The 17,393-nt window shown below is 68.9% G+C and carries 17 protein-coding genes; 6 read left to right on the top strand and 11 right to left on the bottom strand.

Annotated features, from left to right (window positions below; genetic code table 11):
• Positions 1-40 precede the first annotated feature (40 nt).
• Genes EV643_RS09795 through EV643_RS09775 form a run of 5 tightly spaced genes read right to left on the bottom strand, consistent with a single transcriptional unit; the run spans position 41 to position 4,899 of the window.
• Positions 41-760, bottom strand: a complete 720-nt coding sequence (locus EV643_RS09795; protein WP_133799656.1) for an SDR family NAD(P)-dependent oxidoreductase — start codon at positions 758-760, stop codon at positions 41-43.
• The gene (locus EV643_RS09790) at positions 757-2,127 is read right to left on the bottom strand and encodes an FAD-binding oxidoreductase (RefSeq protein ID WP_166665382.1); all 1,371 of its coding nucleotides are present in this window, start codon (positions 2,125-2,127) and stop codon (positions 757-759) included. Before EV643_RS09790 ends, EV643_RS09795 begins: the two co-directional genes overlap by 4 nt.
• The gene (locus tag EV643_RS09785) at positions 2,124-2,735 is read right to left on the bottom strand and encodes a DedA family protein (protein WP_133799654.1); all 612 of its coding nucleotides are present in this window, start codon (positions 2,733-2,735) and stop codon (positions 2,124-2,126) included. The genes EV643_RS09790 and EV643_RS09785 overlap by 4 nt, the downstream gene beginning before the upstream one ends.
• Positions 2,732-3,886 (bottom strand): glycosyltransferase family 4 protein, encoded by a 1,155-nt coding sequence (locus EV643_RS09780; RefSeq protein ID WP_133799653.1) that lies wholly within the window; start codon positions 3,884-3,886, stop codon positions 2,732-2,734. Before EV643_RS09780 ends, EV643_RS09785 begins: the two co-directional genes overlap by 4 nt.
• Positions 3,883-4,899: a lysylphosphatidylglycerol synthase transmembrane domain-containing protein gene (locus EV643_RS09775; RefSeq protein WP_133799652.1), complete on the bottom strand. Its 1,017-nt coding sequence runs from the start codon at positions 4,897-4,899 to the stop codon at positions 3,883-3,885. Before EV643_RS09775 ends, EV643_RS09780 begins: the two co-directional genes overlap by 4 nt.
• Positions 4,900-5,010: 111 nt before the next feature.
• Here EV643_RS09775 and EV643_RS09770 point away from each other — a divergent pair, with 111 nt between their 5' ends.
• From EV643_RS09770 to EV643_RS09760, 3 genes are read left to right on the top strand one after another with little or no spacing between them, the layout of a single operon-like run.
• Positions 5,011-5,880 (top strand): PIG-L deacetylase family protein, encoded by an 870-nt coding sequence (locus EV643_RS09770; protein ID WP_133799651.1) that lies wholly within the window; start codon positions 5,011-5,013, stop codon positions 5,878-5,880.
• The gene (locus tag EV643_RS09765) at positions 5,868-6,545 is read left to right on the top strand and encodes a response regulator transcription factor (protein WP_133799650.1); all 678 of its coding nucleotides are present in this window, start codon (positions 5,868-5,870) and stop codon (positions 6,543-6,545) included. Before EV643_RS09770 ends, EV643_RS09765 begins: the two co-directional genes overlap by 13 nt.
• 3 nt (positions 6,546-6,548) lie before the next feature.
• Entirely contained in the window at positions 6,549-7,256 is a 708-nt protein-coding gene (locus tag EV643_RS09760) for a phosphatase PAP2 family protein (protein WP_133799649.1), read from the top strand.
• Here EV643_RS09760 and EV643_RS09755 read toward each other — a convergent pair.
• Together EV643_RS09755 and EV643_RS09750 are read right to left on the bottom strand one after the other, a co-directional pair.
• A complete protein-coding gene (locus EV643_RS09755; RefSeq protein WP_133799648.1) occupies positions 7,210-8,625 on the bottom strand; it encodes a sensor histidine kinase in 1,416 nt (471 codons plus the stop codon). The genes EV643_RS09760 and EV643_RS09755 overlap by 47 nt on opposite strands.
• Positions 8,626-9,540: 915 nt before the next feature.
• Positions 9,541-10,884 carry a sensor histidine kinase gene (locus EV643_RS09750; protein WP_133799647.1) on the bottom strand — a complete coding sequence of 448 codons (1,344 nt, stop codon included), beginning with the start codon at positions 10,882-10,884 and terminating at the stop codon, positions 9,541-9,543.
• A gap of 43 nt (positions 10,885-10,927) precedes the next feature.
• Here EV643_RS09750 and EV643_RS09745 point away from each other — a divergent pair, with 43 nt between their 5' ends.
• Genes EV643_RS09745 through EV643_RS09735 form a run of 3 tightly spaced genes read left to right on the top strand, consistent with a single transcriptional unit; the run spans position 10,928 to position 12,689 of the window.
• Positions 10,928-11,398 (top strand): hypothetical protein, encoded by a 471-nt coding sequence (locus tag EV643_RS09745; protein WP_133799646.1) that lies wholly within the window; start codon positions 10,928-10,930, stop codon positions 11,396-11,398.
• Positions 11,399-11,424: 26 nt separating this feature from the next.
• Positions 11,425-12,102 carry a response regulator transcription factor gene (locus tag EV643_RS09740; protein WP_133799645.1) on the top strand — a complete coding sequence of 226 codons (678 nt, stop codon included), beginning with the start codon at positions 11,425-11,427 and terminating at the stop codon, positions 12,100-12,102.
• Positions 12,099-12,689 carry a DedA family protein gene (locus tag EV643_RS09735; protein WP_133799644.1) on the top strand — a complete coding sequence of 197 codons (591 nt, stop codon included), beginning with the start codon at positions 12,099-12,101 and terminating at the stop codon, positions 12,687-12,689. Before EV643_RS09740 ends, EV643_RS09735 begins: the two co-directional genes overlap by 4 nt.
• 9 nt (positions 12,690-12,698) lie before the next feature.
• Here EV643_RS09735 and EV643_RS09730 read toward each other — a convergent pair whose 3' ends face one another.
• The 4 genes from EV643_RS09730 to ftsH are packed head-to-tail and all read right to left on the bottom strand — an operon-like array spanning position 12,699 to position 17,079.
• Positions 12,699-13,139, bottom strand: a complete 441-nt coding sequence (locus EV643_RS09730) for a universal stress protein (protein ID WP_133799643.1) — start codon at positions 13,137-13,139, stop codon at positions 12,699-12,701.
• The gene (locus tag EV643_RS09725) at positions 13,136-14,608 is read right to left on the bottom strand and encodes an MFS transporter (RefSeq protein ID WP_133799642.1); all 1,473 of its coding nucleotides are present in this window, start codon (positions 14,606-14,608) and stop codon (positions 13,136-13,138) included. The genes EV643_RS09730 and EV643_RS09725 overlap by 4 nt, the downstream gene beginning before the upstream one ends.
• Positions 14,609-14,630: 22 nt before the next feature.
• Positions 14,631-15,140: a copper chaperone PCu(A)C gene (locus EV643_RS09720; protein WP_133799641.1), complete on the bottom strand. Its 510-nt coding sequence runs from the start codon at positions 15,138-15,140 to the stop codon at positions 14,631-14,633.
• A gap of 16 nt (positions 15,141-15,156) precedes the next feature.
• Positions 15,157-17,079 carry an ATP-dependent zinc metalloprotease FtsH gene (ftsH, locus tag EV643_RS09715; protein WP_133799640.1) on the bottom strand — a complete coding sequence of 641 codons (1,923 nt, stop codon included), beginning with the start codon at positions 17,077-17,079 and terminating at the stop codon, positions 15,157-15,159.
• Positions 17,080-17,393: the final 314 nt, after the last annotated feature.

Below are 17,393 nucleotides of genomic sequence, written 5' to 3'. Positions count from 1 at the left end.
AGTAGATCGATCGGGAGCTGAGAAGAACCGGAGAGAATCCTCATCGCAGCGAGTCCGGCAGCATACGCACCGGCACGCGCCGTAAGACCCACACCGCCAGAGCCGTCGACCGCGGCGCCCAGACGACCACCTGACGACCACGCAGGGCCCGTACGACCCGGAATGCAACCTTGTCCGGAGTCGTCGCCAGTGGTGGCTTCGGCAGCCCGGCCGTCATCCGGGTGGCGACGAAGCCGGGTCGAACCACCACGACACGAACACCGGCGGCAGCAGCCTGCGGAGCCGACAGGACGGCGGTGGTGTCGGCCAACTGCTTCCCCAGAGCGTACGCCGCGATCGACTGCCGTGGCCGCGCAGCCGCCGCGGACGACAACAACACCAGCCGGGCCGAGCCAGAGCCGGACAACCTTGCGATCAACGCGCGAACGAGCAGCGCCACCGCCAGACCATTGACGACAACGCCGTCGACGAAGGTGTCCGCGGCCATGGTTCCCACCGCGACGACGGCCAGGTCGACCTGATGGTCCGCGGACAGATGCGCGAGGAGCCCGTCGATCTCCTCCGTATGCAGCGATGCGTCGTACTGCGCGGTCGTGACGTAGTAACCGATGTCGCGCAATTGCTCCGCGTTGCGCCACAACTCGCCACTCGGCCGACCAGCCAGTACGACGCGACGCGGTGGCGGCCCGAGCAGTTCCTTCAGCACGGCCAGGCCGATCTCGGACGAGCCGCCCACCAGCAGCGCCGTACCGGAAGTCATGCGAGAAGCCCCAGTCGTTCAGCCAAGGCCGAGGTCAGCAGGCGATCCGGGTCGAGCCGGAGCTGGGTACGCTGCCAGCTCTGCAATCGGGAGTACATCCGCCGCAGCAGTACAGGATCGACCACCGCGTCCTTCGCCAGATAGACCCGGCCGCCCGCGTCGGCGACCAGTTCGTCCACGGTTCGCAATGCATCGCGGTTCTCAAGCCAGCGAGCTGGCAGGTCGACGGCCAGGGTCCAGCCATGAATCGGGAAGGACAGTGGGCCCGCGGTTCCGAAGCCGAGGTTCTTGATCGTGCTCAGCGCGGGGGTCAGCCGGCGCGCGACCAGGTGCGCCAGGACCTGGGTCAGGACCTTCTCGGCGTTGGCCGGAACGGCGAGCTGATACTGGATCAGTCCACCGCGCCCGAACGCCGCGGGCCAGGATTCGGCGGCGTCGAGCGGGCACAAGGCGGCACCGATCGGCAACAGACCCTCGCGGGCCCTGGAAAGGTGCCAGCGTGCCGTCGAGGCGGCGGCAATGGTCGCGCCGCACACCAAGCCTGGTCCGGGGAGCGAGCGGATCGTCCGACCGGTCCTGGTACCACGCCGTTCCGGGTACGGCGGGACGGCAGTCGGCAACTCGGCGGCACGGGTGGGCCGGCACTCGTCGACGACCGCCCGGCCGAGTCGCCGTCCCGGGGAATGCGTGTCCAGCCAGGCCACCACGTGCAGGTCCGGATCAAGCTCTTGCCGGACAGCCAGCGATCGCAGAACTTCGAGCGTCTCGTCCATCGACCGCGTTCGCAGCCGCCGTTGCGTGGCCCAGCCGGTCTCCACCCGCCGTAACTGGATCCCGGCTCGCAGGATCACCCCGGTCAGGCCCATCCCACCGACCGTCGCCCAGAACTCGTCCGGGTTCTGGGCAGCCGACAGGTCATCAACCGAGCCGTCGGAGCGGAGCAGGGACAGCCCGAGCACGTGCTGCCCGAACGAGCCCGCGCCCGGGTGGTTCTTGCCGTGGACGTCACTCGCGATCGCCCCACCGACGGTGATCCGTTCCGTCCCGGGCAGAACCGGCAGCAGCCACCCGATCGGAAGGGTCTGGTCAATGATGTCCCGCAGCAGCGCACCCGCCTCGACAACAATGATGCCGTTCAGCTGGTCAAACGAGACCACCCGGTTGTGCGCGGTCATGTCCAGCACCGTCGCCCGCTCCGGCAGGGCGGCGTCGCCGTAGCTGCGGCCGGCGCCCCGGACCGTGATCCGGGCGGCCGCGCGCACCGCTCGGATGACGTCCTCGTCCGACACCGGCCGCCGGACCAGGCTCCGCCGATGCGAGCTTCGGCCCCAGCCGGACAACGCGACCACGCTCTCGTCCGGATTCATCCGACCGACCCCGTGGCGCGCCATTGCCGTACGACGCCGAAGCCGATCGGGATCAACGACAACACCACGATGACGGCGATCACCGGCAGCAGGTACCGATCGATGCCCGGGATCCGCGACCCCAGCAGATGGCCGGCCAGGACCAGCCCGACGGTCCAGAACGCACCGCCGATTGCCTGCCAGGTGGTGAAGATCCGACTGTCGATCCGCAACGCGCCCGCCAGCGGATTCATCACCGTGCGGACGCCCGGAACGAAGCGTGCAAGCACCACTGCCCGCCCGACGCCGTACGAGTCGAGATGCTCTCGGGCACGCCGGGCGACCAGGGTCAGCCGCGGTCGGTCCGGCCGCTCGACCAGCGAAGGACCGAAGCGGCGGCCGAGCAGATAGCCGACCTGGGCTCCAGCCAGCGCACCGGAGGGCGCGAGCACGAGAGTGAGCGGGAGTGACAGGTTTATGCCGGTCGTGGTCAGCAGGCCCGCGGTGAACAGCAGCGAGTCACCGGGCAGGAAGAACCCGATCAGCAGACCGGTCTCTGCGAACATCACCAGCAGCACCGCCCACGGCCCCAGGTGGGACAGCAAACTGTGCGGGTCCAGCAGATTCATCGATCCAGCTCCATGATCGTCGGTAGGTGCGTCGGCACCGACGCTAGGACGTCGGTGCTGAGAGCAGGCTGAGTGCGGATCCCCTGGTATGCACGCAGATGCTGATCCACGACGACGTCCCAGGTCATCACCGGGTCGGTGCGCAGGTTGTGGTTCTGGATCCGCCGTAGCAGCGAAGGATTCGTCAGCAGCCCGGCGGTCGCGATCGCCATCTCCCGGTCGCCATCGACCAGCAGTCCCTCGACTCCGGGCCGGACGAACTCCGCCACCCCACCGGACGCCATCGCGACCACCGCGAGCCCCGCACAGCGCGCTTCCAGTGCCGCAACCCCGAACGACTCGAGCTCCGCCGGCGCGAGGTAGACATCAGCCGTCGCATACAACTGCTGGATCTCGAAGCGGGACAGCCGACCGGGCAACTCCACCCAGCCCGTCATCTCAGTGCGCCGCACCGCGCGGGCAACCGTGGTCGCCTGTGGGCCCGCGCCGACGATCACCGCCCGCAGCGGAACGTTCGACGGAACCTGCCCTCGGACCTCCCGAAGGATGCGAATCAACGCCGACGGCCGTTTGCGCCGCGCCAGCCGCATGGTGCTGACCAACGTCAACCGGTGGCCCGGACGTCGCAGTTGCCGCCAAGGTCCTGGATCGATGCCGTTGTGCAACAAATCCACCGGCCGGTCCGGCAACGCCCGTCGTACCTCGGCGGCGACAACCCGGCTCACCGCGCTCCAGCGAACGTCCGTTCCGAACCCACGATCGAGCCGGGCCAGCGTCCAGGGCATCAGGACTCCGCCGGCCGCGGGCAGCGAATGCATCGTGATGATCGCCGGTACGCCGTTGCTCGCGGCGATCGAGGTCGCTGCCCAGGCGAGCGGTGAGACCAGGGAGGCGTGCGCGTGCAGTACGTCGTACTGCCCCGACGCCAGCACGTTCCTGATCAGTTCAGTTGCTACTGGCAACGGTACGCCGGCGACTGCGGGAAGCCTGATCACCGGGACAACGCCGGTCTCGACCGCCGGGGCCGCGGTCGTCGTGAACACGGTGACGGCATGACCCGCGTGCCGAAGCCGGCCGGCGAGATCGTGCACGTGCAGCTCGATACCGCCAAGGCGCGGCAGGTAGTAGTCGCTGAAGAGGGCGATCCTCATACTGTCGTACCTGCGGCCTGCCGGGTTCTCGGCCTGTTCCGCAGGCACCAGATCGCCAGGGTGGCGCCACCGACCGGGATCTCCAGCAGGTATGTGAAACCGCGGAACAACAGCAGCCCGGCCGTGATCGCCGCAGGATCCCCACCCAACGCCACCAGGGCCGCCGACGTTCCGACCTCGACGACGCCGGCGCCGCCGGGAGTGAGCGGGATCAGTGTCAGCAGTCTCTCGACGGCGAGCCCGGTGATCAGGATCGGAAGGCTGAGCGCGGTCCCTAGCAACTGGAAGCACATCCAGAGCAGGCCAAGCTGCAGAATCAGATAGGCGACCATGCCAAGCGTCATCCGGCGCCAGCCCCGGCGGAACACCCGCAGGACCGAGATGCGCAGCTCCGGCAGTGACAGCGCCAGCATCGGCCGGCGGCGGAAGAAGCCGAGCAGGCGATCGAGCCTCCTCCCGGTCGTTGCGGCGGCCGAGGGTCTGGCCAGGAACCAGGCCACTGCCGCCAACGCCGCCAGCACGGGTATCAGTGCCAGGCCGGTCCGGCCGATCGGCAGCGCCGTTGCGCTGTGCATGGTCGGCGCGAGCATCAGCGCGACCGCGACCACACCTAGCTTGGCGACGACATTCGTGAGCGTTGTCACCGCGAGAAAGCCACCGAACGCAGCGGGGCTGAAGCCCCATCGACGGGTCATCGCGTAGTTAAGGCCGGTGCCGGCTGCTCCGCCGAGCGGGAGCACATTCGCCACGGCGCTGCCGGTCAAGCTCAACGTCAGCCCTCGGCGCTTCGTCAACCCCGGAAGCGAGGCCGCCAGCACGAACGTATGCGACCACAATCCGGCGATCCACAGCACGGTCAACGCCGCCAGGCCCGGCATCGACACTGCTCTGAGCACTTCGCCGACGGCTGCCCAGGTAGTGCCGACGGCTCTCGGCAGCAACACCATCAGCGTCGCGGTCGCGCAGCCCGTCAGCACCGAGGTGATCACCCGTCGGGTATGGAAACGTTGCACATCGAGCCTTCCTCTTCCGCCATCCAGCCTTTCCGGCCATCCTGGGAGCCAGTCGCTGAGAGCTGACTGAGAGCGGTTCGGTCGGGTCACCGACCATGCGATGCTCGGCCCATGCCCTTCACGCTGGTGTCCTTCCACGCACACCCCGACGACGAAGCCCTATTGACGGGTGGAACCCTCGCCCGCCTCGCCGCCGAGGGACATCGCGTCGTGCTCGCCGTAGCGACCGACGGCGAAGCCGGCGCCGCGGCCTCGTCGTACCGCACCGATCTGGCCGCCCGTCGACGCGACGAGCTCGACCGGTCCGCGGCCGCTCTCGGCTGTGCGCGCGTCGTACGGTTCGGTCTGCCTGACTCCGGCTGGACCAGCGCCGAACAACCGCCCGCCGGCTCCTTCAGCCGGCTACCGGTGACGGAGGCGGCAGCTCCCCTCGCGGACCTTCTGCGCGAAGAGCGGGCCGATGCCCTCACCATCTACGACCCGGCCGGTGGCTACGGCCACCCCGATCACAGGCAGGTACACGCCGCCGGTCTGTACGCCGCCCGACTGGCCGGCACTCCACTCGTGCCGGAGGCAACGATCGACCGGACGCTGATCCGGCGGCTGATCCGCCTCGTCAGCGCCCTGCCCGGAGTGCTTCCCGACCTCCGTGCCGCCGACTACGAGCATGCCTACACATCCCGCTCAGACATCACCCATCGTCTCGACGTCCGGCAGTATTCCGACGCCAAGCGCCGCTCCTTCGAGGCGCATGTCAGCCAGGCCAGCTCCGATGACGGCGCCCGGACCCTCGCGCTGCTGCTGAGACTCCCACCCTGGCTCTTCCGCCGAGTGCTCGGCCGCGAGTGGTTCGTTGAGCATGGACGCCGGCCCGGCGTACCGCCCGTCGACGACCTATTTGCGAGTCTCCGGACGCCTCACCGAGCACACTCAGCGGACTCTCAGCTAGGAGCAGCACACTGGACGACATGCGGGTGCTGATGGTGGAGGACGAGGTCCGGCTGGCCGACACGGTCCGCCGAGGCCTCACCGACGCCGGTTTCGTGGTCGAGGTCGTGCACAACGGCGAGGACGCGGTCTGGGCCGCCACCGAGCACACGTACGACGTGATCGTGCTCGACATCATGCTGCCGAAACTGAACGGCTACAAAGTGCTCGAGCAGTTCCGCGAACGGGGCGTCTGGACGCCGGTCCTGATGCTGACCGCCAAGGACGGCGAGTACGATCAAACGGACGCCTTTGACCTCGGCGCCGACGACTACTTGACCAAGCCGTTCAGCTTTCTGGTCCTGGTAGCACGGCTGCGAGCACTGATCCGCCGCGGCGGGCCCGAGCGCCCTGTGGTCCTGGTCGCCGGCGACCTCACACTCGACCCGGCGCGACGGCGGGTCGAGCGGGCCGGCCAGGAGATCGTTCTCACGCCACGCGAGTACGGGCTGCTCGAGTTCCTCATGCGGCACCGAGGCGACACCGTCAGCAAGATGGAGATCCTGGAGAGCGTCTGGGACCCGGCCTTCGACGGCGACCCGAACGTGGTCGAGGTGTACATCCGCTACCTCCGGCTGAAGCTCGATGCCCCCTTCGGCCGGCACGCGATCGAAACCGTCCGCGGGATGGGATACCGACTCGACCATGAAGGTGGCTGACGCATGACGACGACCGACCAGCGAATCCGCCGCCCGGCCGCTACCCGGTATGCAGTACCGGTCGCCGGCGCGGCGGTCGCGGTGATGGGCACGCTCGGGATCATCGCGCTGGCAGATAGCGCCACCGAATCCGACGGGCTGGCCGCTTTCGATCCGGAGTTCACCGCCGACGCGGTCGGCAGCAGGACCGCGCCGTTGACCGTGCTCGCCCGAGCCCTGACCTTCCTCGGCGATGTACCCGTCTTGGTCGTACTGATGCTGGTCGCCGCTGGACTGGTCTTCCGCGCGACGCGATCGTGGCGCGCACCCGGGCTGCTCCTGTTCGCGATGGCCGGCTCAGCCGCGTTGACCTACGGTTTGAAGGCTCTGGTCGAGCGCCACCGCCCCGGTATCACCTTTGTGCTGGGACCGGTCGACACCAGCTTCGCCTTCCCCTCCGGTCACACCCTGAACTCGACCGTGTTCCTGGGGATGGTGTGCAGTCTGGTCTGGACTGGTTTGGGGTCACGCGTTGCCAAGGGCGCGGCCGTGTCCGCCGCGCTGGTGCTCAGCACCGGGATCGGCCTGAGCCGGGTCTATCTCGGGTACCACTGGGCCACCGACGTCTTGGCCGGTTGGACCGTCGCGGTGACCTGGCTGGCGATCGTCGTCACCGCCGCGCAGCTCACCCGATGGTTGCCGGGGGCGATGGGCCGCGCACCGGAAGAGTGACCACGAAACGCGCACCGCCCAGGGGTGACTCGGTGATCGCCACTGTGCCGCCGTGGCCGCGGACGACCTCCTGCACGATCGACAGGCCCAGTCCGGAGCCACCGCTGCGGCGATCCCGGCTGGCGTCGAGCCGGACGAACCGCTCGAAGACGCGGTCCCGCTCGGACTCGGGGATCCCGTCCCCATCATCGTCCACCTGTAGCGTCGCCTGACCGTCGTACTCGGCGAGTGTGAAACTGACCTTGCTGTGAGCTGCCTGGACCGCGTTGTCGGCGAGGTTGCGGATCACCTGGCTGAGCTTGGCGGCATCACCCGACACCCGCACGGGTGGCACCACGCCTTCCACCTCGGGTCCGCCGGCCGCGCGCAGCCGGCGGAGCTCGTTGCCGACCAGGTCGTCGAGGTCCACGTCGGCCCGTTGCAACCGCAACCCGGTATCGTCGGCCTTCGCGAGCAGCAGTAGATCCTCGACCAGCCGGCGCATCCGCTCCGTCTCGGCCTGCATGACCCGGTGCAGCTCCTGTCCTGACTGGCCGGTGCTGTCAGCAACGATCACCTCGAGGGCGGCCACCAGGCTGGCGATCGGAGACCGGAGCTCATGGCTGGCGTCGGCCACGAAGCGGCGCTGAGTCTCCTGCCCCGCCTGCAGCCGGTCGAGCATTTCGTTCATCGTCACCGCGAGCCGCGCGATCTCGTCGTCCGCGGCCGGCACCGGCACCCGATCGGCGAGCTGCCCGACGCCGATACCGTGCACCCTGGACCTGATCTGCTCTACCGGCCGTAGCGCTCGACCGACCAGCACCCAGGTCGCGCCGCCAACGAGCAGCAACAACAGGGGGAATCCGATCAGCAGGTAGGTCGTGACCGTGCTCACCGTGTCCCGTTGGGCTTCCACCGACGCTGCGACGACGACCGTGTATCTGGCTCCTTGGTAGTCGGTGCCACGGGCAATAACCAGGTAAGCGGTGTCGTCATCGAGCAGGGGCATCTCTCCGGCGTCGTCTCGGGCGACCTGGCCCGTCGGCGGTCTGAGCCCGGACAGCGGCACCTTGTCATACCGCAGCGACGAGGTCGCCACCACCCTGCCGTTCTGATCGACCACTTGGATGACCTGGCTCGGCCTGGTGTTCTCTACCAGCTCATTCGACAGCCCGTCCTCGCCCTGCTCCTGGATCTGGCTCGACACATCGAGCGCTCGCGACTCGGCCTGATCGGCGACACTCGTGATCAGCGCCCGCTGCAGAAGCAACAGCAACACGCCCGCACCGATGGCCAGCGCACCGGCGACGACCACGATCGCCGCGGCTGTGGACCGGCCACGAACGCCGGATCGGCGAATCGCTGCCACCACACGGCTCACGGCCGGCATGACTCACCTCCCGCTCAGCGGCTCCTCAGCCGCATCCACGGCCGTCATTCACATACTGCCAGGCGGCAACAGCCCGAGCCGCCCCGGGCGCCGAGGCCCCTGCGTATTCGATCCGCAGGCACACCGCCGGGTACGTGCCGATCCGCGTCGAGGAACCGATGCCCAAGGCAACGGCGTTGACCAGAACGCCTGTGTGCGTATGGCCCGGAGTGAGCCGAGCGCCTGCCCCGCCGCGACCGTGCGATGGGGGCGCGCTTCCGTTCGCCGGCACGCGAGCCGCGGGGGTTGCCGACCGCTGTCGGCGAGGAGCAGGCTGGACAGGTCGCCGCAGTCGGTCTGCTTGAGCGCGGCGACGTCGTCCAAGTGAGCGCAGGATGGTGATCTCACCCCACTTCGACAAAGCTCCTAGTCCCGCAGGGTGGTCACCGAAAGCAACTGCCCGACTGCGCCGTACCGGATGCCGGAGTGTGGCCCCAACAGAGCCCGCCCGTCGAGGACAAGCCGGTCGAGACTGCCGACATCGTGGTTTCCCTACGGCGCTACGCGTATCTGATCCGGCCGCGACATGCGAGCGAGGGGTCGACTGCTCAGATGTAGTCGGGTTGCCGGACAAAACCTACGATCCCCATTAGGGGGCTCACCGGCCGCCCGGGCCACCTTCCCAGGCAAAACGCGCGGCGGCGCCCATCCAGCAAGACCACGCAGATCCCCTCCGGCCGGGGGTGCGGCTCGGTCGCCTCCCAGCCATGAGCACAGAGCGGATATGTGGTTATCGTCTGGCCTCTCGCGGCGGTCAGTGAAGACCACGCACAGCGGACACTCGAGACGTTCTTGGATCGAGCCGATCCGCGAACGAGCTCCTCCGATCGACTCTTCGGCTGGCACCATCGGAATCCGTCCGATAATTGACCGCGGTCAACCGAGCGGTAGTCGCACGGTGATCACTGCGCCGCCAAGCGGCTCGCCGTTGCGCGCCTCGACATTGCCACTATGCGCGGCAACCACCGCGCGCACGATCGCCAGACCCAGACCAGCCCCGGACGACCCCGGTGTCCGGGCGTCGTCGCCGCGGACGAACCGTTCGAAGGCTGAGTCGATGACGGCGGGTGGGAACCCGGGTCCGTCGTCGGCGATCTCCAGTGCCGTGGTCGTCGCGTCGCTGGTCACCCGGACGTGGACGGTCCTGGCTCCGGCGGCGGCGCTGTTGTGCAGCAGGTTGGTCAGCACCTGGCGGAGCCGATCGGGGTCCCCGTCAACGACCACGGTTTCGCCAAGAACCTCGATCCGCGATCCGAGTACCGGGCCCAGGCGCCGCGCTTCGCCGGTGGCCAGGTCCAGCACGTCGACCGGCTCACGGCGAATGACGAGCGAGCCGGCTCGCTCGCGTGCGAGGAGCAGCAGGTCCTCGGCGAGCCGGGTCAGTCGTTCGGTCTCGCCGAGCGCCGCGACGAGCGAGCGCTCGACCTCGGCCGGTTCGCCGAGTGCGGACAAGGCGAGCTCGATCTCCCCCCGAAGCACCGCGATTGGGGTCCGCAACTCGTGGCTGGCGTCGTCCACGAACGCTCGCTCCCGCTCGAAGGCGACCCGGAGCCGGCCGAGCATTCCGTCGAGGGTCCGTGCGAGCCGGGCGATCTCGTCATTGCCGGGTACGGCGGGCAGCCGGCGATCGGTTTCGACCGACGAGATCGCGGCCGCCTCGCGGGTCAGGATGTCGACCGGCCGGAGTGCTGCCCGGACGACCAGCCATCCGGCGAGGCCGAGAAGGCCGATCAGCAGCGGTGCGGCCAGCAGCAGGACGGCCACCAAGTGCTCGCGGGCCGCCTGTAAGGGTTCCGCGGAGACGGCGACCACCAGGACCTCGCCCGATACCAGCCGCCGCGGCAGGATCCGCACCTTCGACCGATCGGCCTCGCCGCCGAGCGAAAGCGATCGTGTCTCGGCGACGTCGCGCTGAAGGTCTCTGACGTCCGCCGCGCTGAGCAGTCTGCCCTGGCCCAGGGATGGTGAGCCGGCCAGCAGGGCGCCGTCGGATGCGTACAACTGCGCTATCGGGTCACGGGCGACGACCCCGGTGTCACCCGCCCGCAAGGCGGCCGAGATGTCGGAGCTGCGCGACGTCAGGTCCTCGTCGAGAGCGGACGTCAGTTGGTTGTCCAAGGCGACGTACAGAACGGCCAGGCACAGACTGAGCACGACGGCCGCGCCGACCGTGAACACCAGAGTCACCCGACCCCGCAACGAGCGCGGCAGCAATCGCATCCCTTTCACCGTCCTCTCATCCTCTCGGCCCGATCCTGGCACCGTGACCCCGGACAGCACCCACTCGCCTCGCCCAGCGCGGCTGCGCGGCCGCAACCCGACCTTGAGCCTGCACCCCGGGGTCCGGTCGTACGACGGGCTCACCCGCCGTGAACGGGGGACAGACCTGGCGCGCGACCTGCTGGGATCCTGGACCGCCGCCACGATAGGCGCGGGCCTGGTTGGGGTGGGGATAGTGCTGACCGTACGACGCGACGCCGCCACCGGCATGACCGTCGTACTGTCCGGTCTCGGGGTGATGGCGCTGTCCATCGTGCTGATGACCTCGAAACGCCTCGACGACGCCGCGGCCGAAGTCGCGCTGTACGACCTCGAGTCGGACCGCCGCGCGGCGGTTGCCATCGAGGAACTCCGCGACGAGGTCGAGCGACTGCGTGGTGACCTCGCGCGGCTCACCGCCCGGGTGCAGACCTCGGTGCGGCCACTCGATGAGGCGGGTGAGCCGCAGCCATGAGGCAACCGAGTTCTACGATGACAGGTATGCGGCTGCTCGTGGTGGAGGATGATCCCGGCATGGCCGCCCTGCTGGTCCGCAGCCTGCAGCGGGAGGGGTACGCCGTCGATGCCGCTGCCAACGGCGCGGACGCACTGTGGAACGCGCTCGAGAACGACTACGACGCCGTGGTGCTCGACGCCATGATCCCGGCGCCAGACGGCTTCGAGGTCTGCCGCCGGATGCGAGCCGAAGGCCGGTGGGCGCCCGTGCTCATGCTGACCGCGCGGGACGCCGTACCGGACCGTGTCCGTGGCCTCGACTCCGGTGCCGACGACTACCTCACGAAGCCGTTCGCCCTGGCGGAGCTGTTCGCCCGGGTCCGGTCGCTCACCCGGCGAGGACCGCTGGAACGTCCCGTCGTCCTGCAGGTCGGCGATCTGACCCTGGATCCGGTGTCACGGATCGTCCGGCGGGGCGAAGCCGACGTCGCACTGTCCCCGAAGGAGTTCGCGCTTCTCCAGGAACTGATGCGCAGACCCGGCGAGGCACTCAGCCGGAGCTACCTGATCGACCATGTCTGGGACTTCGCATACGACGGTGGGTCGAACGTGGTCGACGTCTACATCCGCTACCTCCGCGACAAGGTGGACCGCCCGTTCGGCCGGGACACCATCCACACCGTCCGCGGCGCGGGCTACCGACTCGATCCCGACGCCGAATGAGCAGCCTCCTCCGCGAGCTGGCGAGAGTGCCGCCCTGGGCACTGCTGCTCGTGGTGTTCGCATTGCCCGCGCTCGAGGCCTCGACCCTGCTGGGTGTCGTGATACCGGCGGAGATCGCCGTACTGCTCGGCGGAGTCTTCGCACACGAGGGCCGAGTGCCACTGCTCGCCGTGATGGCGGTCGCGGCGCTGGGCGCGGTCGTTGGCGACAGCATCGGATATGCCGTCGGCACCAAGCTGGGACCGGGTTTGTTCTCCCGCGCGTCCGAAGCTACGAGGCAGCGTCTGGACCGCGCGCAGGCGTTCGTCCAGAGGTACGGCGGTCCCGCCGTCCTGCTCGGTCGTTGGGTGGCGCTACTGAGGGCGCTGGTCCCCTCGGTCGCCGGCGCCAGCGGCTTGCCCTACCGGCGCTTCGTCGCGTACAACGTGGCCGGCGGGACGCTCTGGGCCGTCACCGTAGCCGGCATCGGGTTCCTCGCCGGTGCGGCCTACGCGCGAGCCGAACGCTACCTCGGCTGGTCCGGCGTACTGATCGCGATGGTCCTCGTGATCGTTGCGCTGATCATCAGACGCCGGCACAGCAGATGAGGTAGCCGCCTACGCGGCCCTGGGCGGAATGACCACGACTGGACATGGCACCCGGAACACCAACTGGGGCACGAGCAGGCTGGCCTTGGCGCGGGTGAGCTCGCTCGGGCGAGGCGGGTCGAGCACGAGCAGGTCGGCATCGTGAGCGGCGGTCAGCAGGACCGGGAGCGTCGGCCCATGCACCGCGAGACAGCAGGCGGCGTTGCCGGGGCCGAGCGCGTCGGCGACCAGCTTGGCGAGCTTCACATCGGCATCGGCCTGCGCGTCCGCGAGACTCAGGCTCAGAGCCACCGGCGGCCGGGTGGCGGGGGCGGCCGGTGGCCGGGCGGCTCGCCATGCCATCACGGCGCGCAGGCGCGCCTGGCGGAGCCGGGCTTCGTCGGCGGCCCATCTCAGCGCCTCCTTCGAGCCTGTCGACGGATCGACCGCGACGACGATGAATCCACTCATGACGTGACCTCCCGATGGTTGGTGGTTGCCGACAATGGGTTGGCGATGTCCTCGAGCGACCGGCGCTCGGCGTCGACGCCGAAGTACCAGGCGATGACTCCGCCCGCGATCATGATCACGGCACCGATCACGTAACCCCAGGTCAGCGGATTCCGGTCCGGGGCCGCGCTGTCGCCGGTGCCGATGAGATGCCCGAACAGGAACGGCGCGACGACTCCCCCGGCCCCTTGCGAGATGGCGAAGAAGAACGAGATCGCCTGGCCGCGCAGCTCCAGCGGGAAGATCTCGCTGACGGTCAGGTACGCCGACGACGCGCCGGCCGAGGCGAGGAAGAAGATCGCGCACCACATGGCGGTCTGGGTAGTGGCGTTGAGCAGTCCGGCCTGGAACAGGTAGGCCGATGACAGCAGCAGCAATCCCGAGACCCCGTATGTGAACAGGATCATCCGGCGCCGGCCAATGGTGTCGAACAGGTGCCCGATCAGCAGCGGCCCGAGAAGGTTGCCGAGGGCAAACGGGAAGAAGTAGTAGCTGGTGTGCGCCTTCGGTACGCCGTAGAAGTGCTGCAGGACCAGAGCGTAGGTGAAGAAGATCGCGTTGTACAGGAAGGCCTGCGTCACCATCATCGAGAAGCCGAGGAAGGACCGCGACGGATAGTCGCGGAAGAACACCTTCGCGATCTTCAGGTAGGAAACCCTGTCGACCGGCGTGATCTCCAACGCCAGCCGATCTGGAACCGGCGTGAGCTCGGTGCCCCCGGACGCTGCCCGGCGCTCGATCTCCGCCACCGTGCACTCCGCCTCCTCCTGCCGTCCGTGGGTCATCAGCCAGCGCGGGCTCTCCGGGAGCGTCCGGCGCAGGAAGATGACGACCAGGCCGATCAGTGGCCCGAGGAAGAAGCCGATCCGCCAGCCCACGTTGGTGGGAAGGTGGTCGGACAGCAGGTACAGGTTGGCCACAGCACCGAGGGCAGCGCCACCCCAGTACGTCCCGTTCACCGCGATGTCGACCCGGCCGCGGAAGCGCGACGGGATCAACTCGTCAATCGCGGAGTTGATCGCCGTGTACTCACCGCCGATCCCCATCCCGGCGATGAACCGGAAGACCAACAGGAACCACAGACTGAAGGACAGACCGCCGATCCCACTCGCGACCAGGTAGACGGCCAGCGTCACCATGAACAGTTTCCGGCGGCCGAGCCGGTCGGTGATCCGCCCGAAGAACAACGCGCCCAGCACCTGGCCGGCCAGATAGACCGAGCCGACGGCGCCCACCGCACCGGCGGACAGGCCGAGCGTGGTCTGGTAACCAGCCTGCGACACGATCTGGATCTCCAGCCCGTCCAGGATCCAGGACACGCCCAGGCCGATGACAACCAGCCAGTGGAACCTTGACCATGGCAACCGATCCAGCCGGGCCGGTACCAGACTGCGAACCGGGCCGGTGGCCGTCGTTTCCGCGATACTCATCTCGCTCCTCTCTACGGCCTTCTCAGGCCGAGGTTGAAGGGTCCTGAGGCTCCGGTACGGCGAGCGGTCCGATGGCTGCCCGCACGGTCACCGGAGCTGCGTGCGCGAACCGCAGGGTCACCGGGATGTACGTGCCGGCAGCGAGCGACGTACGCAGGCCTTCGAGCTCGACACCGGTCCGCCACTCGAGATCGTCGAAGCCCGACGCCGGCAGCGCTATACCTGCTACCGGTTGACCGTTCTGCTCGAGCACGGCTCGCTCGGCGATCGGCGTCGAGACACCGACCAGGGTGTCGGCGGTCGGGGACGCGTTCGTGATCGCCAACCGCAGCGGCGCGCTGCCCCCGGCGGTGAGGCCGTGTGGCCCGTCGACCCACATGTCGTCGATGCGAACCTGGCCCGACTCGGCGTCGACGCCTCCTCCGGGAAGGTCCTGGAAGGGTGCCCACCCGCCGCAGCCGGCCAACGTCAACATCGCCAGCAGCACTGGCAGCCAGCGGATCGTTCTCCGGCCGGGCTTGATCATCCTCATGGTTGTGTCCCCTCGGTCAGGCGACTCGCGTCGGCGGGTGGCGGACGATGTCGTAGACGACCGCACCGTCGACTGTCTCGTCCTGCAGCAGCCGCTCGCTCAGTCGGTCGAGTGATGCGCGATGGCGCTCGAGCAGCAGATCGGCCTGATCCTCGGCAGCTCGGAGCACGCGTGCCACCTCCAGATCGACCTGCCGCTGGGTCGCCTCGGCGTACGGCCTGTTCCCGCCCTCGGCGCTGCCGGCAGCCGACACCGCGGTGGGGTAGGCGACCGGTCCGAGATCCTTCGAGAAGCCGTAGTCCCGGACCATTCGCAGCGCGAGGTCGGTCGCCCCGGCGAGGTCGTCCGCCGCTCCGGTCGAAGGCTCCCCGAACACGAGGAGTTCGGCCGCGCGGCCGGCCAGCCGCACCGCCAGCGACTCGCGCAGATACTGCTCGGTGTACAGCCGGCGCTCGTCGGTCGGGAGCTGATGCGTCGCGCCCAGCGCGAGACCGGTAGGGAGGATGGTGATCTTCGCGACCGGGTCCGCTGTCGGCGACAAGGCCGCCACCAAGGCGTGACCGGCCTCGTGCACGGCGACCCGCAGCCGCTCCTCGGGAAGCAGCGCGGCACCGTCGCGACGACCGAGGATGAGTCGTTCCCGGGCGTCCTCGAAGTCGGCCGGCCGCAGTTCGCCGCGACCGTCCCGGGCGGCCCGGAGCGCCGCCTCGTTCACCAGGTTCGCCAGGTCAGCGCCGCTGAAGCCTGGTGTACCTCTCGCCACATCCATCAGGTCGACGTGTCCGGTGAGCACCTTGTCGCGAGTGTGGACGCCGAGGATCTGTGCCCGCTCCGCCAGCACGGGCAGCGGAACCTGCACCTGCCGGTCGAACCGGCCGGGGCGGAGCAGCGCGGGATCGAGGATCTCCGGCCGGTTGGTGTTCGCCAGTACGACGACCGAACCGCCCTCGGTGAAGCCGTCCATCTCCGCGAGCAGCTGGTTCAGGGTCTGCTCGCGCTCGTCGTGCCCCCCGAAGCCGGTCACGCCGCGGCGGCCACCGATGGCGTCGATCTCGTCGATGAAGATGATGGCCGGACCGTTGCGCCGGGCATCGGCGAAGAGGTCGCGGACCCGGGATGCGCCCAGTCCGACGAACATCTCCACGAAGCTGCTGCCGGTGACCGCGTAGAACGGGACCTCTGCCTCCCCTGCCACGGCCCGCGCGAGTAGCGTCTTGCCCGTCCCGGGCGGGCCGACGAGCAGCACGCCGCGCGGACCTCTCGCGCCCACTCGCCGGTACCGCTCCGGATGTTGCAGGAAGTCGACGAGCTCCCGCACCTCCTCCTTCACCCCGTCGTAGCCGGCGACATCGTCGAAACGCGTGCGTGGCCGCTCGGCCTCCGTCACCCGGGCCGGCTTGCCCCGCAGGAGGCCGCCCAGCCCGCCGCCCGACCCCAGGCTCCGCTCGGCCCGGCGGCTGAACCAGACGAAGGCGCCGATGAGCAGCAGTGTGGGCAGGAGGGAGTCGATCAGTTGGCGCAGAGTGTCGGTAGCCGGCTCGGCCGATACCTGCACGCCGGCGTTCTCGAGGCGGTTGGCCAGATCGTCAGTGGTCAGCGCCCACGTGGGCGCCAGGGTGGCGAAACGTGTGCCACCGGTGAGCGTCCCGGTGATCTGTCCGTTGGCGCCAACGGCCACAGCGGACACCTTGTGAGTCTGGACATCCGCCAGAAACGCACTGTAGGTCAGCGATTCGGTTTGTGCCGCGGTGACGGCACCGGGACCGAAGAAGAGGATCGCGAAGATGCCCAGGGCAACGATGAAATGCCAGAGCCGCCAACGCCGCGCAGGTGGTGGCGTGGGCGGCGGCGTTGAGGATTGCCGCTGACCGTCGGAAGTCGATGAAGCCGGCGAACCGCTGAGCGGGTGCCGATCGGTCGTGGGGTCGGACGTTGGCATGGTCTGCTCCTTCGGACGACGCCGGGTACGGCGTCACCATCAACCCTGCCGGCGAGTTCATGAGAACTTCGTGAAAGAGCCGGACCGAGCCATGCAACCGTGCACGGTAGTTGCACAGTCATTCATGGTGACGACCGCCGCTGAAGGCGAGGCCGCATGATGAGGCGCGCCATGTAGCCCACAGACCGAACACATCCAACAGATGGTCGACGAGGTCGTACCGGAGGAAGCCGACATCCGCTGACCCTTCGCGGCTGGTGAGCGGTTGGGTGTCAGGCGGAACCATCGTCCGCGAGCGGCAGGACCTTGCTGTT

The organism is Kribbella caucasensis (assembly GCF_004361855.1).
Classification (GTDB): domain Bacteria; phylum Actinomycetota; class Actinomycetes; order Propionibacteriales; family Kribbellaceae; genus Kribbella; species Kribbella caucasensis.
The sequence above is the reverse complement of the archived record's forward strand: the minus strand, read 5'-3'. Positions and strand labels throughout refer to the sequence as shown.

Bases quoted from the DNA above. Each gene is read 5' to 3' on its own strand.
- EV643_RS09790 (WP_166665382.1), bottom strand. From the start codon at position 2,127: ATGAATCCGGACGAGAGCGTGGTCGCGTTGTCCGGCTGGGGCCGAAGC.
- EV643_RS09735 (WP_133799644.1), top strand. From the start codon at position 12,099: ATGAGCAGCCTCCTCCGCGAGCTGGCGAGAGTGCCGCCCTGGGCACTG.
- EV643_RS09785 (WP_133799654.1), bottom strand. From the start codon at position 2,735: ATGAATCTGCTGGACCCGCACAGTTTGCTGTCCCACCTGGGGCCGTGG.
- EV643_RS09770 (WP_133799651.1), top strand. From the start codon at position 5,011: ATGCCCTTCACGCTGGTGTCCTTCCACGCACACCCCGACGACGAAGCC.
- ftsH (WP_133799640.1), bottom strand. From the start codon at position 17,079: ATGCCAACGTCCGACCCCACGACCGATCGGCACCCGCTCAGCGGTTCG.
- EV643_RS09725 (WP_133799642.1), bottom strand. From the start codon at position 14,608: ATGAGTATCGCGGAAACGACGGCCACCGGCCCGGTTCGCAGTCTGGTA.
- EV643_RS09730 (WP_133799643.1), bottom strand. From the start codon at position 13,139: ATGAGTGGATTCATCGTCGTCGCGGTCGATCCGTCGACAGGCTCGAAG.
- EV643_RS09750 (WP_133799647.1), bottom strand. From the start codon at position 10,884: ATGCGATTGCTGCCGCGCTCGTTGCGGGGTCGGGTGACTCTGGTGTTC.
- EV643_RS09720 (WP_133799641.1), bottom strand. From the start codon at position 15,140: ATGAGGATGATCAAGCCCGGCCGGAGAACGATCCGCTGGCTGCCAGTG.
- EV643_RS09760 (WP_133799649.1), top strand. From the start codon at position 6,549: ATGACGACGACCGACCAGCGAATCCGCCGCCCGGCCGCTACCCGGTAT.
- EV643_RS09780 (WP_133799653.1), bottom strand. From the start codon at position 3,886: ATGAGGATCGCCCTCTTCAGCGACTACTACCTGCCGCGCCTTGGCGGT.
- EV643_RS09755 (WP_133799648.1), bottom strand. From the start codon at position 8,625: ATGCCGGCCGTGAGCCGTGTGGTGGCAGCGATTCGCCGATCCGGCGTT.
- EV643_RS09765 (WP_133799650.1), top strand. From the start codon at position 5,868: ATGCGGGTGCTGATGGTGGAGGACGAGGTCCGGCTGGCCGACACGGTC.
- EV643_RS09795 (WP_133799656.1), bottom strand. From the start codon at position 760: ATGACTTCCGGTACGGCGCTGCTGGTGGGCGGCTCGTCCGAGATCGGC.
- EV643_RS09740 (WP_133799645.1), top strand. From the start codon at position 11,425: ATGCGGCTGCTCGTGGTGGAGGATGATCCCGGCATGGCCGCCCTGCTG.